Genomic DNA, 17,813 nt, shown 5'->3' with positions numbered 1-17,813 from the left:
GCGGGGTTTTCGGCGCCTAGCCTACCTCTCTCCGTCATTCCGGGGCGATGCGCAGCATCGAACCCGGAATCCATCGGGCGGCAGCACCCGCGGGACAATGGATTCCGGGCTCGCGCCTTCGCGCGCCCCGGAATGACGGCGGATGATCCCGAGGCGCATCCGTTACTGCAACGTCGGATCGAGCCGGTCGCGCAGCCAGTCGCCGATCACCGAAACTGCCAGCGTGGTCACGACGATGGTGGCGGCCGGCGCCAGCATGATCCAGGGGGCCCGGGTCAGGTATTCGCGGCCGTAGCCGACCATGTTGCCGAGGCTGGTCATCGGCGGCTGCACGCCGAGGCCGAGGAAGGACAGGCCTGACTCCATCAGGATCACCTCGGGGAAGACAAGCGTGGTCGAGACGATCAGGGTCGAGGCGATGTTGGGCAGGATGTGCCGGAGGTAAATCCGGGGCGGCGTCGCCCCCAACTGGCGGACCGCCGCGGCGTAGCCTTGCGCATTGGCGGAGATGGCAAGGCCGCGGGCGATGCGGGCGTAGCGCTCCCAGCCGAACATGCCCATCAGGCCAATCAGCAGCGGCAGCGAATTGCCGAAGAAGGCGAGCACCGCGAGCGCCATGATCAGGAACGGCATGCTGGCCTGGAAGTCGGTCAGCATCAGCACGAACTGCTCCACGGCGCCCCGAAAATGCGCGGCGAGGAAGCCGAGCGTGGTGCCGACGATCGCGGAGATGGCGGTCGCACCGAAGGCGATCAGCAGCGAGATGCGGATCGAGACCAGAAGGCGCGAGAGCACGTCGCGGCCGAGCTCGTCGGTGCCGAGCCAGTGCGCGACATTGCCGGGCGCGGCCAGCCGATTGCGCAGGTCGAGCTGGGTGAAGCTGTAGGGCGCGATCTTCTCCGCGAAAGCCGCAACCACCAGCATCGCGGCGATCCAGGCGGCCGCAAGCAGGACCGAGACCGGGATCGCCGGCAGGCTGATGCGGCGGCCGCTGGCCGTGTCCTTCAGCGTGGCGTCGGTCATGCGTGCGCTCCTTTGGCGCGCAACCGCGGATCGAGGAAGCCGTAGAGGAAGTCGACAACGAGGTTGGACGTGACCATGGTCATGGCGACCAGCAGCAAGATGCATTGCACGACGGCGAGGTCGCGGTTGGCGACCGCGACGACGAGAAGCCGCCCTACTCCCGGCCAGGCAAACACGCTCTCGACCACGACCGCGCCTGCGATCAGCGTGCCCACCATGAAGCCCAAAATGGTGACGGTCGGGATCGCCGCGTTCGGCAGCGCATGCGATGTCACCACCCTGCGCCACGGCACGCCCTTTGCGGATGCGGTGCGGATATAGGGCTGGCCCAGCACCTCCAGCATCGCACTGCGGGTGAAGCGCGCCAGCACAGCGGCACCGCCGAGGCTCAGCGTCGCAATGGGAAGGATCGCGTGGCGCCAGCTGTCCTGCCCTCCCGAGGGCAGCCAGCCGAGCTGCACGGCGAACACGAGCACCAGCAGCAGCGCGAGGACGAAGCTCGGCACGGTGAAGCCGGCCACCGCCGTCATCATCACGGCGCGGTCAATTGCGGAGCCCCGGTGCAGCGCGGCGTAGATGCCGGCGGGAACGCCGAGCGCGACCTTGAAGGCGAAGGCCGGCAAGGTCAGCGCCAGCGTCGCCGGAATCCGCTCCAGCACCAGCTCGATCGCGGGCCGTCCGTCGCGCATGGAGCGGCCGAGCTCGCCCTTGGCGATGGCGCCGAAATAATCGAGATACTGAAACCAGATGGGATCATCGAGGCCCCAGGCCTTGCGGAACGCCGCGAGCACCTCGGGCGGCGCCTCCGGTCCCAAAATCATCAGCGCAGGGTCGCCTGACAGCCGCAGCACGACGAAGGCGAAGGTGACGACGAGCACGATCGTGAGCGCCGCGCGTCCAATGCGAATGGCGAAGTAGCGTCCCATCACGCCGCGTCCCGTGTCTCGGCGCCCGTGACGAGATGGCAGGCGACCTGCCTGTTGCCACCGACAGCCGCGAGCGCCGGCACCTCGCGCGCACAGCGCGCGATCGCGCGCGGGCAGCGCGGATGGAAGGTGCAGCCTTGCGGTCGCGCGGCTGGGTTCGGCGGATCGCCCGCGAGCACGATGCGGCCTGCGCTGCGGCGGCCCGGTGCCGGCGAGGCGGACACCAGCGCCTGGGTGTAGGGATGCTCCGGTCGCGCGAACAGATCGTCGGCGCTGCCGACCTCGACGATGCGGCCGAGATACATCACGGCGACGACATTGCTGATCTGCCTGACGACGCGCAGATCGTGGCTGATGAACAGCAAGGTGAGCGAGAGTTGGGCCTGGAGATCGCAAAGCAGGTTCACCACCTGCGCCTGGATCGAGACGTCGAGGGCGCTGACCGGCTCGTCGCAGACCAGGAAATCGGGCTTTGTCGCCAGCGCCCGCGCCAGCACGATACGCTGACGCTGGCCGCCGGACAGTGCGCCCGGATAACGCGCGCCATGCGCAGGCGTCAGCTCGACGGCGCGCAGCAATTCGCGGACGCGCTCATCGCGCATCGTGGGTGAGCCGACGCCGTGAATGTCGAGGGGCTCACGGATTTGCGCCGCGACCGGCAAACGGCGGTCCAGCGCGCCGAGCGGGTCCTGGAAGATCATTTGCATGCGGGCGCGCTCTGCGCGCCAAGCCGGCGTGCCCGGCGCAGCCATCGGCTTGCCGTCGAACCTCACCTCGCCGCTATCGGGCGGCTCGAGGCCGAGCACGACGCGTCCGGTGGTCGACTGGCCCGAACCGGACTCGCCGACGAGGCCCAGCGTTTCGCCTTTGCGGATCGTCAGCGACACGCCATCGACCGCGTGCACGGCTGTGCTGCGGCCGAACATCCCGGAACGCTGGGAATAACTGCGAGCGATCGCGGACACCTCGACGAGCGGCGGGCTCATTCGGCCGCGATCCCGAGCAGCGCGCGGCGCGAGGCTTCGGCGCGGATGCAGGCGACAGCCCGATCATCGGCGATGGGCGCCAGACTCGGCGCGGAAACGCCGCACGCCTCGGCCGCCATCGCACAACGCGGCGCGAAGGCGCAGCCATCAGGCATCATCGCGGGATCGGGCACGGTGCCGGGAATGGCGGTGAGACGGCGGCGTGGTCCGTCGAGCGGCGGCAGCGCGCCGATCAGGCCCTGGGCATAGGGATGCACGGGATCGGCGAACAGCTGATTGGCGGGGGCCTGCTCGACGATGCGGCCGGCATACATCACCGCGACGCGGTCGCAATTCTCCGCGACGACGCCGAGATCATGGCTGATCAGCACCATCGCCATGCCGAGTTCGCGGCGGACCGTCGAGAGCAGCTCCAGGATCTGGGCCTGAATGGTGGCATCCAGCGCCGTGGTCGGCTCGTCCGCGATCAGGAGATCCGGATTTCCGGCAAGCGCCATCGCGATCATGATGCGCTGGACCTGGCCGCCGGAGAATTCGTGCGGATAGGCCTCCAGCCGCCGGCCCGCATCGGGAATGCCGACGAGATCGAGCAGCCGTCGCGCTTCTGCCTTCACGGCGTTGCCTTGGAGATCACGATGCAGCGCCAGCGCTTCACAGAGCTGCCTGCGGATGGTCAAGACCGGGTTGAGCGCGCTCGCCGGATCCTGGAAGATCATGGCGACGCGCCCGCCCCGCACCGTGTCGAGCTCGGCCGCCGGCGCGCCCAGGATCTCGCGTCCGTCGAGCCGCACCGAGCCCGAGACCTTGGCATGCCGTGGCAACAGCCCGAGCGCGGCAAGCCAGGTCACCGACTTGCCCGATCCGGACTCGCCGACGAGGCCGAGCGCCTCGCCCTTGCCAAGAGCGAGATCGACACCGCGCAGGACCGGCACGCCGCTGAAGGCGACGCTCAGGCCTGCAATGCTGACGAGTGGTGACACCTCAGGCCTCGAAATTGCCGGCGCGGAAATCCATCGCGAACGCCGGCGAGGCCTTCCACTTGATCGACTTCGGCTTGGCCGTGAAGGTCGCGTTCTGGTGCAGCACCGTGTAGGCGGGGTCTTCGCGCTCGGCGATCTCCAGCATGCGGCGGAACGCCTTCTTGCGGGCGGCACGGTCGGTCGAGGTCTCCAGGAATTCCGAGAGCTTGTTCAGCTCGACATTGGTCCATTCGCCGATCTGCTGCTGCTGGCCGTTCGGGCCGTGCTGGGCGACCAGCGAGGAGACCGGATCGTTGAAGGCGGCCGAGTTAGACCAATCGCGCACGGCGCGCGTGGGCGCGCGCTCCATGATCTGCGACCAGTTCTCCTTGGTCTCTATCTGGACGTTGAGGCCGACCGACTTCCACATCTCGACCAGCACCTGTGCGGTCGCGACCTGGCTGGTGTAGTAATTGTTGAGCAGGCGATAGGGAATCGGATCGCCCTTGTAATTGGCCTGCTTGAGCAGATCCTGCGCCAGCTTTGGATCATAGGCTGGCACGCTCCAGTCGGAGTTGAACATGTCGCCGTAGAACTCCCACTGCAGCCCCTTCGGCACGCGGGTGCGGCCGGCCCACAGGCTGTCGACGATGGCCTGGCGGTCGATCGCGTGGGTGAAGGCGCGCCGCACCAAGGGATTGGCGAGCTGGGCGTGGTTCTTGTCGAACACGGTCAGGCGGTGGTTGAGGATGGTGCCGCCCTGCACTTCGAACGCGGCGTTCTTCTCGATGCCGGCGATCTGGTCCGGCGGGATGTCGCAGGCGAACTGGTACTCGCCCGAGAGCAGCCCGTTGATGCGGCTGGCAACCTCCGGCACTTCCAGGAAGCGGATGCGCTTGAGCGGCGGACGGCCGCCCCAATATTCGTCGTGCGCTTCCAGCGTCAGCGACACGTCGGGCTTGAGCTCGACAACCCTGTAGGGGCCGGTCGTCACGGGCTTGCGCGCCCAATCGAGATAGCTCGCGGATTCGTCCCAGGCGCGGCGGTTCATGATGTCGGAGCCGTAGCGCGACAGCCGGCCCTCGATCGTGACGTCGGGCGTCGCATTGTAGAAGCGCACCGTGTATTTATCGACCGCATCGACCCGCACGAGGTCCGGCCAAATCCGGCGTGCGACCGCGGGGACGTCCGGCGGCAATTCCTTGCCCGGCCGCGGCGTCGGGATCTTCTCGAAGGCCTGGATGGTGGAGCGGCTCTTCGCCTCGGTCTCGCCGAACATGCGCTCGCGGCTGAAGGTGAAGACGACGTCCTCTGCGGTCAACTCGTCACCGTTGTGGAACTTGACGCCCTGGCGCAGCTTCACCTCGACGGTCTGGTCGTCGATGCGGCGCCATTCGGTGGCAAGGCCGGGCACGGCCTCGAGGCTGCCGCGCCAGTTCTTGGAGATCAGGCCTTCCCAGATCGAGGAGAAGAACACGCGCTCGCCGACATTGGACTGCTCGCGCAGCACGTCGAGCACGTTCGCATTCGTCACCTTCTGCACGGCGATCGTCACCGACGGACGGTTGTCGCCCTGCGCGATCGCAAAGCGCGGCAGCAGCAGCGTACCTGCGGCGGCGCCGCCGGTTTTCAGGATGGCGCGACGGGTGAATTTGCTCATGGCGGTAGCCCCAGATGATGCGGTTATTCGGCGAGACCGCGCGCGGCCAGATAGGCTGCGCCGGCGCGGACATCGTCGTGGTTGCGGAGTTCGAGGATCAGCCGCGGGTTGGAATTCAGCCGTCCAAGGGCACGGAACACGGCGACCCAGGGGATGTTGCCTTCGCCCGGCGCCCAGTGCCGGTCGGCAAAGCCGTCGGTGTCCTGCAGATGCACATGGGTCAGCATGTCGCCAGCGGTCTCGACATAATAGTCGACCGGCGGCGCGCCGGTGGAGATGTGGGCGTAGTTGGCGTGCCCGGTGTCGAGCGAGACGCGGACCTTGGCGCTTTCCAGCGCCCTGGCGAGGCGCACCCGGTCGCGCGGATCCTTGTCCTCGATGTTCTCGATGACGATCTCGCAGCCGATGGTCTCGGCGCGCGCGATCACCTCGGCGAGCGTCGCCTTGACACGTTCGACCAGATTGCCGCGATTGTCAGGATAGAGATCGAGATTGTTGTGGTCCCAGGTCGTGAACGGCGAATGGATCACCATCTGCGTCGCGCCGAGGAACTCGGCGGCGTCGAGGCCCTGAAGCAGGCGCTTGGTCACGGCCTGGCGGATCATGGGATCGTGGCTGTCGATCTTGAAGCCCCAGAACGGGCCGTGAATGCCGAGCCGGCCGGTATGGCCCGCCAGCATCTGCTTGATCTCGCCGGCCGTGCTCCGCCAGTCGCTGTCGAGAAGATCGGCGCGGAAGAAATCCTGGATTTCGAGATCGCGCTGCCGGTCGAGGAGCCAGTCGCGATGTGCAGGGATCGATTTGATGGACAATGCGGCGCCCAGCACCGGCTTCGACATGGCTTGCTCCTTCGCCGTCAGCGATGACGGGAGCAGCGCTAGACCAGTTCAATGACAGGCCCGTGAATTCGAGTTGCGCGGCGCCGAGGAGATGTGGACATCCTGCCGATCGCGTGCCGCGGACCAGGCAACAGCGATCAGACCACCGATGCAGAACGGGCACATGGCAAGCGGCGTCTATGTCCGTAGTGATCCGGAATGGAATCCTATCGCGATGTCACGTACATCGCGTGCATCGATCGGCGGCCACTTCCACGGGCATCACCCTCTGATCGCGCTACATGGGGTTGGGGGACCACATGGGGCGGGGGATTGAAGGCTGGGGCAAGGTGACGAGGTCCGGACTCCTAGGCACTCCGGACCTCGAAACTTTCAGATTGAACGCAGCAACGCGCCGTCCGGTTGGGGCATCCGGGCGGCGCGTTGTCGTTTCAGCGTCGTCTTTCGATCAGCGCGTTTGCGGCTCGATCGTCACCGAGCAGTCGCCCTGCCCTTGCGTCGCGACCACGATATTGCCGGCGGCCGCCCCAAGGGCGACCGGTGCGGACGAGCTGCCATCCGGCATCTGAACCGTCACGCTCAGCGAATCCGTGCGCGCGGTCGAGCCGACCGTTGACGGCTCTGCCTGGGCGACATTGCCCGACGCATCACGCCGCATGATCTGACAATTCACGCTATTGTTCGTCGCGCTGCCGGCGGCTGCCACGTTCGACGAGGCCGCGCCGCCCATCTGCGCGCGGGCTCGCGACGGATCGCGCGGCACCTGGCTGACGATGCGATGCGTCCGCGGCTCAACGATGACGACGTCATCGTCGGTCGCGAAATACTCGTAATCCCGATATTGGGGCTCGATCGTGACGATCTCCGGCGGCAGCCGGTAGAGACGCACGCGCGGTGGGATCGTCTCGCCGATCCGGATCGAGATGTTCAGGTTGCGCTCCGGCTGCGCCAATCGCGCGCGGCTCACCGTTTCAGACATCCGCACCTGCTTCTCGGTGGTCACGCTGGTCTGCTGACCAACCTGCGTGTTGGTCTGGGTGGTCTGATTGGCTTGATTGGTCTGCGTACCGGAAGGTGCGGTTTGCGCATTGTTGGTCGGAGCTGCGCGGTTCGTGTCCGTCGCGGTGGCCGGCCGGTTGTTCTGTTGCGCCGGCTGTTGCTCGGCGGCATTGCGCGGAGGCTGGTTCTGCTCTTTCTGGTTGGCCGCAGCTCCCGTGCGCTCGTTCTGCTGGCCAGCGGGGCCGGTCTTGGATTTCTCGGACTCGGCGGTTGATTTCTGCGGCGCAGACTTATCCTGCTTCGTCTCGGCGCTGCTCTTGCCGGTCTCGCGACCTTGTTTCGCCGTGTCGGCTTCTCGGTTGCGATCTCGCGATGGCTCGCGAGACTCCTGGGCCTGCTCTTTCGCATTGGGCTGGCCGCGTTCGGCGGCGGTGCCTTGTCGTCCCTTCTCTTCCTCCGCACGGCGGCCGCCGCCTTTCTCCTCGCGGCCGGCTCCCTGCACCTTCTCTTGTGCGCCCTGGGCGCGATCTTGGACGCGTTCTTGAGCTGCACCACCGCGGGGCGCGGCGCCTTTCGCCGGTTCCTCGGTCCGTTTTGGCTCGTCTCTGCGCTCACCGGGCGCCTGGGCGTAGGCGATGCCGGACGCGAGCATGAGCCCGACGGCCGCAGTCGATAACATCAAATGTTGACGCATGGTCCCTCTCCTCGACAATTCGCAACAACAGACGCGAACGCTCTGTAGGTGCGAAGGTTCCTGAGCAGGAACGAGGGCCGGTCACGCGGATTTACATCGCGTCCTTCAGCGTGAGGCGGGCGGTGAATGTCACGCTGGTCTTGCCGACCAGTGCCATGCCTTCGACCTCGGCACCGCCTGCGGAATAGTCGCCCGAGAAGCCGCAGGTGACCTCCCTGCCGCCGAACGCAAGCGTCCTGCCGACCGCTTCGGTATGCTGATTGACGATCATGTCGCCCCGCCACTTGCCGTTCCGGAAGGTGTAGGTGCCGGTGTAGTAGAAATAGCTGTCGCCGCCCATGATGCGTCCGTCGCACAGCACGACGACGCCTCTCGCCTGCCCGCGCTTGCCGTCGCGCATCTCGATGTCGAAGATGTAGAGGCCGTTGACGACCCTGGCCTCCTCCGCTTCCGCTCCATCCCCTGCCAACATCAGATCATCTCCCCAACGATCCGCCTCCCCGATCAGTTCGGCACGTTCCGCTCGAGATCCTCGAGCCATGCCGCCGCGCTCGAATCCGAGGGCGCACGCCAATCGCCGCGGGGCGACAGCGAGCCGCCCGCCGAGACCTTTGGGCCGTTCGGCATCGCCGAGCGCTTGAACTGGCTGAAGGCGAAGAAGCGGCGCAGGAACACCTCGAGCCAGCGGCGGATGTCCTTGAGATCATAGGCCTTGCGCCGGTCGCTCGGGAATGCCGGCGGCCATTCGCCATTGGCGACATCCTTCCACGCGTGCTGCGCCATGAAGGCGATCTTGGACGGACGCATGCCGAACCGCAGCGTGTAGAACAGGTTGAAATCCTGCAGCTCGTAAGGGCCGACGGATGCTTCGGTGCTCTGCGGCTTCTGGCCGGGCTCGACCGGCACCAGCTCAGGCGAGATCTCGGCGGCCAGGATCGAGCCAAGCGTCCGGTTGACGTCGTCGCTGAACTGCTTCGATGAGATCACCCAGCGGATCAGATGCTGGATCAGCGTCTTCGGCACGCCGGCATTGACGTTGTAATGTGCCATCTGGTCGCCGACGCCATAGGTACACCAGCCGAGCGCGAGCTCGGAGAGATCGCCGGTTCCGATGACGATGCCGCCGTGATGGTTGGCGAGCCGGAACAGGTAATCCGTACGCAGGCCGGCCTGCACGTTCTCGAAGGTGACATCGTAGACCTTCTGGCCATTGCCGAAGGGATGGCCGATATCCTTCAGCATCTGCGTCGCGGTGGTGCGGATATCGAGCTCCTGCCAGCTCGTCTGCAACGCCTGCATCAGCGCCAATGCATGGGTCTTGCTTTCACTGCCGGTGGCAAAGCCCGGCATGGTGTAGGCCAGGATGTTTTCGCGCGGCAGGCCGAGCAGGTCGACTGCCTTGGCGGCGACGATCAGTGCATGGGTGGAATCAAGCCCGCCCGACACGCCGATCACGACGCGCTTGGTGCCGGTCGCGCGCATGCGCTGCACGAGGCCGGCGACCTGGATGTTGTAGGCCTCGTAGCAATCCTGCTCGAGCAGGCTTTCGTCGCTCGGCACGAACGGAAAGCGCTCGACCTTGCGCAGGAAGCCGATGTCGGCGGCCGGCGGCTTCAGCGCGAATGTCACCTTGCGGAAAAACGCCTCGCGCTGCCGGCGGTTGTCATCGAACGTCCCCATCGAGGCACGCTCCTGCCTGAGCAGATCGAGATCGACGTCAGCCAGCGTGATCTGGCCGCCCTGGCGGAACCGCTCGCCCTCGGCCAGCAGCACGCCGTTCTCGTAGATCGAGGTCTGGCCGTCCCAGGAAAGATCCGTGGTCGATTCCCCGGCCCCAGCGGCCGAATAGACGTACGCCGCGAGGCAGCGCGCCGATGTCGATTGGCACAGCAGCGCGCGCGAGCGCGCCCGGCCGATCGTGATCGGGCTGCCCGAGAGATTGATCAGCACGCTCGCGCCCGCAAGCGCCAGCTCCGAGGCCGGCGTCACCGGAATCCACATGTCCTCGCAGATCTCGACGCCGATGGTGAGGCCCGGAACGTCCTCGGCCGCAAACAAGAGGTCAACGCCGAACGGCGCATGCAGCCCGCCGAACGCGATCGTCTCTCCGACCATGCCGGCGCCGGAGGCGAAATGCCGCCCTTCGTAGAATTCGCGGTAGGTCGGCAGGTACGTCTTCGGCACCACGCCGAGGATGTTGCCGCGGTGAATGACGACGGCACAATTGTAGATGCGATGACCAAAGCGCAGCGGCGCTCCGACGATCAGGACCGTCATCAGTCCCGCTGAGGCCTCAACGAGGCCTACGAGGCCGCGCTCGACCGCATCGAGCAGCGGATCCTGCTTGACCAGGTCTTCGATCGCATAGCCGGACAGGCACAGCTCGGGAAACACCGCGACCGCCACCGACTGCTCATGGCAGGCATCGGCCGCCGCCAGCACGGCCTTTGCGTTGGCCGAGGGATCTGCGACATGGGACGTGGTGACACAGGCCGCCACGCGCGCAAATCCGTGGGCGTAGATCGAGTGGAAAGTCATCGAGCGCAGTACCCTTAATCTCTTCGCTGCCGAAGCCGTCAGCTCCAGACCCTATGTAGCCCATCGACCCGGTCCCGTGCAGGCCATCCGCCGTCATGCATAACGGATTTGCGCCGCGGTCTGCCCAGCGCCATCTGCCCAGCGCCTTGGTCTGCCCGGTACCTTGGCGAGCTCAGGCGCTGCGGGCCAGCACGCCGGACAGATCGTCGCGCAGCCACGCGGCGATCCGCGGCCAGGCGTGCGCGTGGGTGCGCGCGCCCATGAACAGGCCGAGATGATTGCTCGGCTCGGAAGCCGCCGCAATGAAGGCCGGCGGCGTGCCGAGGAGACCGGCGGTGGCGAGCGCCTGCGCAGCCGGCACGACCTCGTCGTCGAGTCCGGCCAGCAGGAAGACCGGCGCCTTGACGTCCGTCGGATCGACCGTGCGACCAAGAGCGACGAAACTGCTGCTAGCGATCTGGTTCTCCCTGAAAATCCGGTTGACGATCTCCAGATAGTATTTGCCCGGCAGATCGAGCGTCTCGGCGTTCCAGCGGTCGAACCGCGCGAGCAGCGCCGCGCCCTCCTCGTCCGAGAGGTCTCTCTGCAACGCCGTTACGATGTCGTCGCGGTTCGGCGCCTTGGACCAGAAGCGCAGCATCTCCTCGCCGCGGACATTGCCGCCGCCGCGTGCGACGAGCTGGTCGTAGACCATCTCGGGCGCGTTGCGGGTAAGCCGGCACAACGAGGATTCAATCGACAGATCCACGGGAGCGCCGACCAGCACCAGCCGCCGCACCTTGGCCGGAAAGCGCGCCGCATAAAGCAGCGACAGCCAGCCGCCCTGGCACAAGCCGACCAGATCGACCGGCGCGCCGATCTCGTCGATGGCGACATTGAGATCGCCGAGATAGCTGTCGATCGAGAGATAGCGCATATCCGGCGTCGCCGACCGCCAGTCGGTGAGATAGACCCGGTCGATGCCGCCGGTCTGCAGCGACTGCACTACACTGTGGCCGGGGGCGAAATCGGCGATCAGGGCCCGATGCAGCGCATAGGGCGCGCAGACCAGCGCCGGCTGGCCGGACCGCGCCTGCGAGCAATCGCGCAGGCGCATGGTCGCGAGCTCCAGCGCCACGGTGCTCGGGGTCGTCCAGGACAAAGTGCTGTCGCCCTGCTCCGCCGGACCGCGCTCCAGCCACCAGAAGCAGCTGTCCATGGCGAGGCGCGCCGCTGCAAACGGCCACAGCAGCGGGTCGTCCGGGACGGGCCCCTGCGCGCCGCTCTGTTTGCCGGCCTGATTCACCATGGCTATCTCACCATCGTCACAGGAACGCCTCGAGGCTCACGATGGAGATGCCGAGGTCGCGAAAACTCCGATGGGCCGCGGCGACGGAGCCGTCGAGATCGATGCCGCGGCAGGCGTCCTCGATGACGGCGACCTCGAACCCTGCCTTGCGGGCATCCTCCGCCGAGAAGCGGACGCAGAAATCAAGCGCGAGGCCGGCGACGAACACGGTCTTCAGCTCGCGTTCGCGCAAATATCCAAGCAGTCCCGTCGGCGTCCGCTTGTCGTTCTCGAACAGCGCCGAATAGGAATCGATGTCACGGCGAAAGCCCTTGCGCACCACGAGGCTCGCCCCGACCACGTCGAGATCGCGATGGAACTCCGCACCCGAGGTACCCTGAACGCAGTGCGCCGGCCAGAGCACCTGGGTGCCGTAGTCGAGCTCGATGGTCTGGAACGGCTGCTTGCCCGCATGGTTCGGCGCGAACGAGGCGTGGTCGCGCGGATGCCAGTCCTGGGTCAGCACCACATTGGCGAATTTTTGGGCGATTCGGTTGATGGCAGGGACGACCTTCTCGCCGCCGGGAACGGCAAGCGCCCCGCCGGAGCAGAAATCGTTCTGCACGTCGATCACCAGCAACACGTCGCGGTCGGAAATCTTCATCGCCGGGCTCATTCGATGTGCCCGGCGCGCCGGCGCCGGACAAGTCCGCTGAGTGTCGGCCTTCCCGCGCCGCTTCGCAACCGCCCGCGCCGTGCGAAGCCCCGCGCGAATTGGTCATGGGGAAACCCCCATGATGCAACGGTTTGGCCTCGTCCGTGTTGACTAGGCGCACCCAAGGGCGGATTCTCGCACTGTCCGCGACTGCGCGGATCGGGTCGAAGGACTGGAGGACAGGGTTGTCGTGCCGCAAGGCGGCGGCAGCCACGGAGTCATGAATATCGGCAAGACAGGACAGATACTTCTCGCCGATATCGGCGGCACCAATGCGCGCTTCGCGCTGATCCGGAGCGAATTGGACCGCGGCGACCTCGGCAACGGCGACCAGACCGGACCGATCGACTATGTGAAGGTCGCCGACTTCCCGACCGTTCGGGAAGCCATCGCGGACGTGCTGGCGCGCCGGTCCGGCGGCGAGCAGCCGCAAAGAGCCGTGCTGGCCGTGGCGGGTCCCGTCACCAACAACCGCTGCGTCATGACCAACAGTCCCTGGGTCATCGACGGCAACGAGCTGCAGCCGGCTCTCGGCTTCGACAGCGTCCATGTGCTCAACGATTTCGAGGTGGTGGCCTGGTCCCTGCCCGCCTTGCGGCCTGCCGATCTGATCCCGCTCGGCGGACAGGATGGCCTGCCCGGCGAGCCGTTGCTGGTGGTCGGCCCCGGAACCGGCTTTGGCGTCTCGTGTCTGGTCGAACGCCATGGCGCGCGCCTCGCCGTCGTCACCGAGGCCGGACATGCGACCCTGCCGGCGGAGAACGAGCGCGAGGAACGTGTGATTGCGTGCTTGCGCCGACGCCTTGGCCACGTCTCCATCGAGCGTGGCGCGCTCTCGGGTTCCGGGCTGCAAAACCTCTACGAAGCCTTGGCTGAGGTTGACGGCGCCCAGGTGCCGCACCGCGACGCTGCCGCCATCACCAAGGCCGCGCTGGAAGGCACCTGTCCCGTCAGCCGCGCGACGCTGGAGATGTTTTGCGCCATCCTTGGGTCGGTCGCCGGCAATCTCGCGGTAACGTTCGGTGCCCGCGGCGGCGTCTATGTCGCCGGCGGAATCGTGCCGCGCTTCCCCGAGTTCCTTCTCGCCTCTGCGTTCCGGGCGCGCTTCGAAGCCAAGGGGCGCTTCCAGGACTATCTGCGCAACATCCCGACCAAGCTCGTGACCAAGCCAGACGCGAGCTTCGTCGGCCTGAAGATGTTCGCCGACTCCAATCCAAACTGAATTCGGTCGTCCTCCCTGCTCATGGTTCCATTAATACACAGCTGATTGCCGCGCACACGCGGTTCCACGCAGGAACGTGCTTGCCTGCGTGTTCCGGATGAGAAACAATTCTGCCGTGTGTTTGTGTGTGGCGTAGTTGCGGGGGGCGTGACATGCGTAAGCAGGATTTGGGTTTCGACTACCACCGCTATCATCGCCTGCTGAGCGAGGCGGATGACGAAGACAAGCGGCTGGCCTTGATCGACTTGCTGATCGAGGAAAAGGCGCGAGATCGGCTGGCCGCCCAGCGCGCTTCGGACCGCGCGGCCATGACGGCCCACACCATTGCCAGGGTGCTGAAGAACGGCCGCAACTGAGACTTGCAATCCGGCCCGCGACCCCGGAGAACGCGGGATCCAATTGGGATTCCGTTAAGGATGCCCCGCAATCTGACGTCAAACTTTTTGCTCTAGGCTTCCCTCACCTGATGCAATTCAGGGTCAAACAAGGGGGCAATGACATGAGCATGATTTCGATCGCCGCGATGCCGGCCGTCGTCGAAACGCGTTTCGCCGATTCGTCCTTCAAGACCATCTTGCTGTTCTGCTGCACGGGCCTGGTCGCCTCGTTCGGCCTGATGACGTACGGCATCGACCTCGGCGCCGGCCTGATGTGAGACCGCGACAAATTCCGTCGCCAGATGGCCGCCCCGACGGGCGGCCATTTTCGTTGGGCTATCTCAGTGCGGCGTCTTCGCCGTCACTCAGTGCGGCGTCTTCGCCGTCACTCAGTGCGGCGTCTTCGCCGTCACTCAGTGCGGCGTCTTCGCCGTCACCAGTGCGGCGCCTTGCCGTCACTCAGTGCGGCGCTTTGACCGGGCTCCCGGAAACATGGAATCGATCATCGCCTTGAGCTGATCCATTGCGATCGGCTTGCGCAGGATCGGCCTGCGCCGGAGCAAGGACGGCAGCAGTTCGGGACCGTATCCCGTGGCGAACATGAACGGCTTTCCGCGACGTTCGATCAGGTCGGCGACGGGATCGACGTAAACGCCCATCAGATTGATGTCGAGGATGGCCATATCGTATTGCGCGGTCATGGCGAACGCGCTTGCGTCCCGGACATTGTCCGCTTCCGCGACGACGTGGTGGCCGAGTTCCACCACCATGTCGGCGATCATCATCCGGATCAACGCCTCGTCTTCGACCAGGAAAACGGAGAGTCCGTCCGCCATATCAACCCCGCAGTCAGCTTGCCAAACTAATCATAACTCAATTGCGGAGAAGATTCACGAATTCGTGGCGGGCGCCGTTAATTCACACGCGCCCGATCCGATTCAACTTGATCAATCCAATCCTCGCTCGTGGCTCAGCCGCACCATCTCCTGAATGAAGACCTGCTTCTGCTTGTCATCGAGGCTCGAAAACAGCGGCTCGGCGGCGTCGGCGACATTGCGCTGGTCGGCGGCGCGGTCGATCAGGAACTGCGCCTCGTTGCGCATCTGCTCGATAATGTCGTCGGGCGGATCCCGCTTGGCGCGCGCAACCCGCAAGTTGAGCCGCTCTGCACCATTATGCCCAAGGTAGTGCATTGCGCTCGAGAAGCCGTACCAGTGCTTCTCCTGATCAGCCGTGAGGTTCAGCTGAGTCTTGATCCGCTCGATATAGGAATCGCTGTTGGCGACGATCTGCTCGGCGGTCTGCTGCGGCGCGCCGGTCTGAGTGAGGACGGTGACATCCTTATTGTCCTTGCCCTGCGGTGCGTTCTTGGCCTCCTTGCTCGCCTTGGCGCCCTTGCCTGCCTTGGCGCCCTTTGCATCCTTGTCCTTGGCCGCGCCCTGTTGCTTGGCGTCCTTGCCTGCATCCTTGGCGGCCGGGGCCTGATTGCCATTGTTGTTGCCGACGCCGAGCACGCCGGTGAAAACGCCGACCACACCGCCGATTGCACCGCCGAGCACGCCACCGACGGGACCTGCCGCCTTGTTTCCGGCCGCCGCGCCGTCCTGAACGCCTTTGACCAAGCCTTGAGCTTGGGCCATTGCGGCCGCACCGAGCAGCAGCGTAAGCACGGCCCCCAGCGCAAGCCATCGCCGCATGTGAAGCCGCGCAGACGGCGCCGGGTTGATCATTCTCGTCTCCATCGTCGATCTGACTGGCCTGTTGGGGCGGAGTCACCCGCCAGCTGCAACTCTATCGTTTCCGCCGCTTCGCGGTCCAGACGCAGCCGAATGCTGTCCACGTCCGAAAAGTCTTTCGCGCGAAGCGGTTATGCAGGCTTATTCGAAACTGCGGCGTAATTGCGCACGGATCGTTCGGGGCCGGTTCACGCGAAGTGTGCGTCGCAAAACAAGCGATCGCAGCTCACGACCGGCACAGCGATGCCGCGTTCGGGGACGCAACGTTAGTTCTAGGCGCGAGACGTTCGGCTTTCTCGACAGACGCGGTCAATCATGATCTGATCGCGCTACCAATTTGCTGCGGCCTGCGTGAATTGTTCACTCGGGCCGATGGCATCAATAAGAAAATCCAACAAGAGCTCGGAAAAGAAGTCTTAGAGGAAACTCCAACAACAAACACCCAGGCGAGGAAACGAGATGTCACGCAAGACACTGACGCGACGTCAATTTGTGGCTGCCACTGCAATGTCCTCCGCGGCGCTGATCACAGCGCCCTATGTCCGGGGCGCTTACGCCGCCGGCAAACTCTCGATCGGCTTCTGGGACCATTGGGTGCCGGGCGCCAACAAGGCCTCCACCGATCTCGTCAATGAATGGGCCGCGAAGGAGAAGGTCGAAGTCTCCATCGACTACATCACCAGCAACAACAAGAAGATCGAGCTGACCGCCGCGGCCGAAGCCCAGGCGAAGTCCGGTCACGACATCCTGCAGATGCCGAGCTGGTGGCCGCAGGCCTATTCGGAGAATCTCGAGCCGCTCAACGACGTCATGGAGCCGCTCCTCAAGCAGAACGGTGAGGTGAATGGCACCGTCAAATATCTCGGTCAGTCGGGCGGCAAATGGCTCGCAGTGCCCGCGACACCCGGCAGCCAGATCAAGGGTCCCTGCTCCCGCATCGACCTGATGAAGAAGCATGCCGGCATCGACGTGCAGGAGATGTACCCGGCCGGCGGCCCACCCAAGGTCGAGAACTGGACCATGGAGACCTTCCTGAAGGCAGCCGAGGCTTGCCACAAGGCCGGCGTTCCGTTCGGCATCGGTCTCGGCGAGACCACCGACAGCGTGGACACCGCCGGCGCGATCTTCCAGTCGTTCGGCGCCGAGCTCGTCAACGCCAAGGGCGATATCACGGTGAAGACCGATCAGGTTCGCCAGGCCATGGAGTTCTACAAGAAGCTGATCGCCTTCCTGCCACCGGATGCGCCGTCCTGGGACGACGCGTCGAACAACAAATGGCTGATCTCCGGCCGCGGCGCGATGATCCTCAATCCGCCGAGCGCCTGGGCCGTCGCCAAGCGCGATGCGCCGCAGGTCGCCGAGCAGTGCTGGACGCACGGCTTCCCGTCCGGTCCGAAGGGCCGGTTTGCGCCGTACCTGCCTTACTTCTGGGGCGTCTGGAGCTTCGGCAAGAACAAGGAAGCGGCCAAGAGCCTGCTCATTCACATGTCCTCGCCATCGTCGATCGAGAAGTTCGTCGCGGTGAGCGGCGGCTACGACCTGCCGGCCTACGCCAATATGACCAAGCTCAAGACCTGGGCCGAGGAAGGACCGCCGCAGGGAACGCTGTTTCACTATCCCGACCCCTACAAGCATCAGACGCTGTCGATCGCGGCGTCCCCGGCACCGCCCAAGATCGCGCAGCAGATCTATTTCCAGGCGACGCTGACCAAGATGGCGCTGCGTTTTGCACGCGGCGAGACCATGGATCAGGCCCTCGCCTGGGCCGAGGGCGAGTGCGAAGGCTTCATGCGGAGCTAGCCGGGGTGTGCGGGCGGTTCACGCCATCTGCGTGAGCCGCCTGCATCCCGTCATCGGATTCGCATGGCCGGG

Annotated in this window: 17 protein-coding genes; 4 read left to right on the top strand and 13 right to left on the bottom strand. The window is 65.6% G+C overall.

The features are described from left to right. Positions 1–162 precede the first annotated feature (162 nt). The 11 genes from CIT37_RS20705 to pncA all read right to left on the bottom strand — a co-directional run bounded on the left by CIT37_RS20705 (position 163) and on the right by pncA (position 12,567). Positions 163–1,023, bottom strand: coding sequence for an ABC transporter permease (locus CIT37_RS20705; protein WP_095424149.1), 861 nt, complete (start codon positions 1,021–1,023; stop codon positions 163–165). Further along, positions 1,020–1,949, bottom strand: a complete 930-nt coding sequence (locus tag CIT37_RS20700) for an ABC transporter permease (protein WP_038970327.1) — start codon at positions 1,947–1,949, stop codon at positions 1,020–1,022. The genes CIT37_RS20705 and CIT37_RS20700 overlap by 4 nt, the downstream gene beginning before the upstream one ends. Next, the gene (locus CIT37_RS20695; protein WP_095424148.1) at positions 1,949–2,935 is read right to left on the bottom strand and encodes an ABC transporter ATP-binding protein; all 987 of its coding nucleotides are present in this window, start codon (positions 2,933–2,935) and stop codon (positions 1,949–1,951) included. Before CIT37_RS20695 ends, CIT37_RS20700 begins: the two co-directional genes overlap by 1 nt. After that, positions 2,932–3,915: an ABC transporter ATP-binding protein gene (locus tag CIT37_RS20690; RefSeq protein ID WP_038951108.1), complete on the bottom strand. Its 984-nt coding sequence runs from the start codon at positions 3,913–3,915 to the stop codon at positions 2,932–2,934. Before CIT37_RS20690 ends, CIT37_RS20695 begins: the two co-directional genes overlap by 4 nt. A gap of 1 nt (position 3,916) precedes the next feature. Further along, positions 3,917–5,554 (bottom strand): ABC transporter substrate-binding protein, encoded by a 1,638-nt coding sequence (locus tag CIT37_RS20685; RefSeq protein ID WP_095424147.1) that lies wholly within the window; start codon positions 5,552–5,554, stop codon positions 3,917–3,919. Between the two features lie 23 nt (positions 5,555–5,577). Then, positions 5,578–6,393 (bottom strand): sugar phosphate isomerase/epimerase family protein, encoded by an 816-nt coding sequence (locus CIT37_RS20680; protein ID WP_095424146.1) that lies wholly within the window; start codon positions 6,391–6,393, stop codon positions 5,578–5,580. Between the two features lie 448 nt (positions 6,394–6,841). Beyond that, on the bottom strand, positions 6,842–8,044 hold the full coding sequence (locus CIT37_RS20675; protein ID WP_240536269.1) for a DUF1236 domain-containing protein: 1,203 nt from the start codon (positions 8,042–8,044) through the stop codon (positions 6,842–6,844). A gap of 133 nt (positions 8,045–8,177) precedes the next feature. Next, positions 8,178–8,558: a GrlR family regulatory protein gene (locus tag CIT37_RS20670; RefSeq protein WP_038951104.1), complete on the bottom strand. Its 381-nt coding sequence runs from the start codon at positions 8,556–8,558 to the stop codon at positions 8,178–8,180. 32 nt (positions 8,559–8,590) lie between these two features. After that, complete coding sequence (locus CIT37_RS20665) at positions 8,591–10,624, bottom strand: NAD(+) synthase (protein ID WP_095424145.1); 2,034 nt, start codon at positions 10,622–10,624, stop codon at positions 8,591–8,593. A 172-nt stretch (positions 10,625–10,796) separates the two neighbouring features. Continuing rightward, entirely contained in the window at positions 10,797–11,912 is a 1,116-nt protein-coding gene (locus CIT37_RS20660; RefSeq protein ID WP_095424144.1) for an alpha/beta fold hydrolase, read from the bottom strand. Between the two features lie 16 nt (positions 11,913–11,928). Continuing rightward, positions 11,929–12,567, bottom strand: coding sequence for a bifunctional nicotinamidase/pyrazinamidase (pncA, locus tag CIT37_RS20655; protein WP_095424143.1), 639 nt, complete (start codon positions 12,565–12,567; stop codon positions 11,929–11,931). Positions 12,568–12,826: 259 nt separating this feature from the next. Between pncA and glk the strand changes: the two genes are divergently transcribed. The 3 genes from glk (at position 12,827) to CIT37_RS20640 (ending at position 14,483) form a co-directional block, all read left to right on the top strand. Continuing rightward, a complete protein-coding gene (glk, locus tag CIT37_RS20650) occupies positions 12,827–13,828 on the top strand; it encodes a glucokinase (protein ID WP_095424142.1) in 1,002 nt (333 codons plus the stop codon). Positions 13,829–13,980: 152 nt separating this feature from the next. Continuing rightward, a complete protein-coding gene (locus CIT37_RS20645) occupies positions 13,981–14,184 on the top strand; it encodes a hypothetical protein (RefSeq protein ID WP_028136378.1) in 204 nt (67 codons plus the stop codon). A gap of 143 nt (positions 14,185–14,327) precedes the next feature. Further along, positions 14,328–14,483: a hypothetical protein gene (locus CIT37_RS20640; protein ID WP_162832271.1), complete on the top strand. Its 156-nt coding sequence runs from the start codon at positions 14,328–14,330 to the stop codon at positions 14,481–14,483. Positions 14,484–14,660: 177 nt separating this feature from the next. Here the strand turns inward: CIT37_RS20640 and CIT37_RS20635 are convergent, their stop codons facing one another. Further along, positions 14,661–15,041, bottom strand: coding sequence for a response regulator (locus tag CIT37_RS20635; protein ID WP_095424140.1), 381 nt, complete (start codon positions 15,039–15,041; stop codon positions 14,661–14,663). Positions 15,042–15,152: 111 nt separating this feature from the next. Then, positions 15,153–15,935, bottom strand: coding sequence for a Spy/CpxP family protein refolding chaperone (locus tag CIT37_RS20630; RefSeq protein WP_028144592.1), 783 nt, complete (start codon positions 15,933–15,935; stop codon positions 15,153–15,155). Positions 15,936–16,400: 465 nt separating this feature from the next. Between CIT37_RS20630 and CIT37_RS20625 the strand changes: the two genes are divergently transcribed. After that, entirely contained in the window at positions 16,401–17,741 is a 1,341-nt protein-coding gene (locus CIT37_RS20625) for an ABC transporter substrate-binding protein (RefSeq protein WP_095424139.1), read from the top strand. The last annotated feature ends 72 nt before the right edge of the window (positions 17,742–17,813 follow it).

The organism is Bradyrhizobium ottawaense (assembly GCF_002278135.3).
GTDB lineage: Bacteria > Pseudomonadota > Alphaproteobacteria > Rhizobiales > Xanthobacteraceae > Bradyrhizobium > Bradyrhizobium ottawaense.
This window is presented reverse-complemented; position numbering and strand designations above follow the sequence as displayed.

Excerpts from the sequence above, each read along its gene's own strand:
- CIT37_RS20705 (WP_095424149.1), bottom strand. The coding sequence starts at position 1,023 with ATGACCGACGCCACGCTGAAGGACACGGCCAGCGGCCGCCGCATCAGC.
- CIT37_RS20700 (WP_038970327.1), bottom strand. The coding sequence starts at position 1,949 with ATGGGACGCTACTTCGCCATTCGCATTGGACGCGCGGCGCTCACGATC.
- CIT37_RS20695 (WP_095424148.1), bottom strand. The coding sequence starts at position 2,935 with ATGAGCCCGCCGCTCGTCGAGGTGTCCGCGATCGCTCGCAGTTATTCC.
- CIT37_RS20685 (WP_095424147.1), bottom strand. The coding sequence starts at position 5,554 with ATGAGCAAATTCACCCGTCGCGCCATCCTGAAAACCGGCGGCGCCGCC.
- CIT37_RS20680 (WP_095424146.1), bottom strand. The coding sequence starts at position 6,393 with ATGTCGAAGCCGGTGCTGGGCGCCGCATTGTCCATCAAATCGATCCCT.
- CIT37_RS20675 (WP_240536269.1), bottom strand. The coding sequence starts at position 8,044 with ATGCTCGCGTCCGGCATCGCCTACGCCCAGGCGCCCGGTGAGCGCAGA.
- CIT37_RS20670 (WP_038951104.1), bottom strand. The coding sequence starts at position 8,558 with ATGTTGGCAGGGGATGGAGCGGAAGCGGAGGAGGCCAGGGTCGTCAAC.
- CIT37_RS20665 (WP_095424145.1), bottom strand. The coding sequence starts at position 10,624 with ATGACTTTCCACTCGATCTACGCCCACGGATTTGCGCGCGTGGCGGCC.
- CIT37_RS20660 (WP_095424144.1), bottom strand. The coding sequence starts at position 11,912 with ATGGTGAATCAGGCCGGCAAACAGAGCGGCGCGCAGGGGCCCGTCCCG.
- pncA (WP_095424143.1), bottom strand. The coding sequence starts at position 12,567 with ATGAGCCCGGCGATGAAGATTTCCGACCGCGACGTGTTGCTGGTGATC.
- glk (WP_095424142.1), top strand. The coding sequence starts at position 12,827 with ATGAATATCGGCAAGACAGGACAGATACTTCTCGCCGATATCGGCGGC.
- CIT37_RS20645 (WP_028136378.1), top strand. The coding sequence starts at position 13,981 with ATGCGTAAGCAGGATTTGGGTTTCGACTACCACCGCTATCATCGCCTG.
- CIT37_RS20640 (WP_162832271.1), top strand. The coding sequence starts at position 14,328 with ATGAGCATGATTTCGATCGCCGCGATGCCGGCCGTCGTCGAAACGCGT.
- CIT37_RS20635 (WP_095424140.1), bottom strand. The coding sequence starts at position 15,041 with ATGGCGGACGGACTCTCCGTTTTCCTGGTCGAAGACGAGGCGTTGATC.
- CIT37_RS20630 (WP_028144592.1), bottom strand. The coding sequence starts at position 15,935 with ATGATCAACCCGGCGCCGTCTGCGCGGCTTCACATGCGGCGATGGCTT.
- CIT37_RS20625 (WP_095424139.1), top strand. The coding sequence starts at position 16,401 with ATGTCACGCAAGACACTGACGCGACGTCAATTTGTGGCTGCCACTGCA.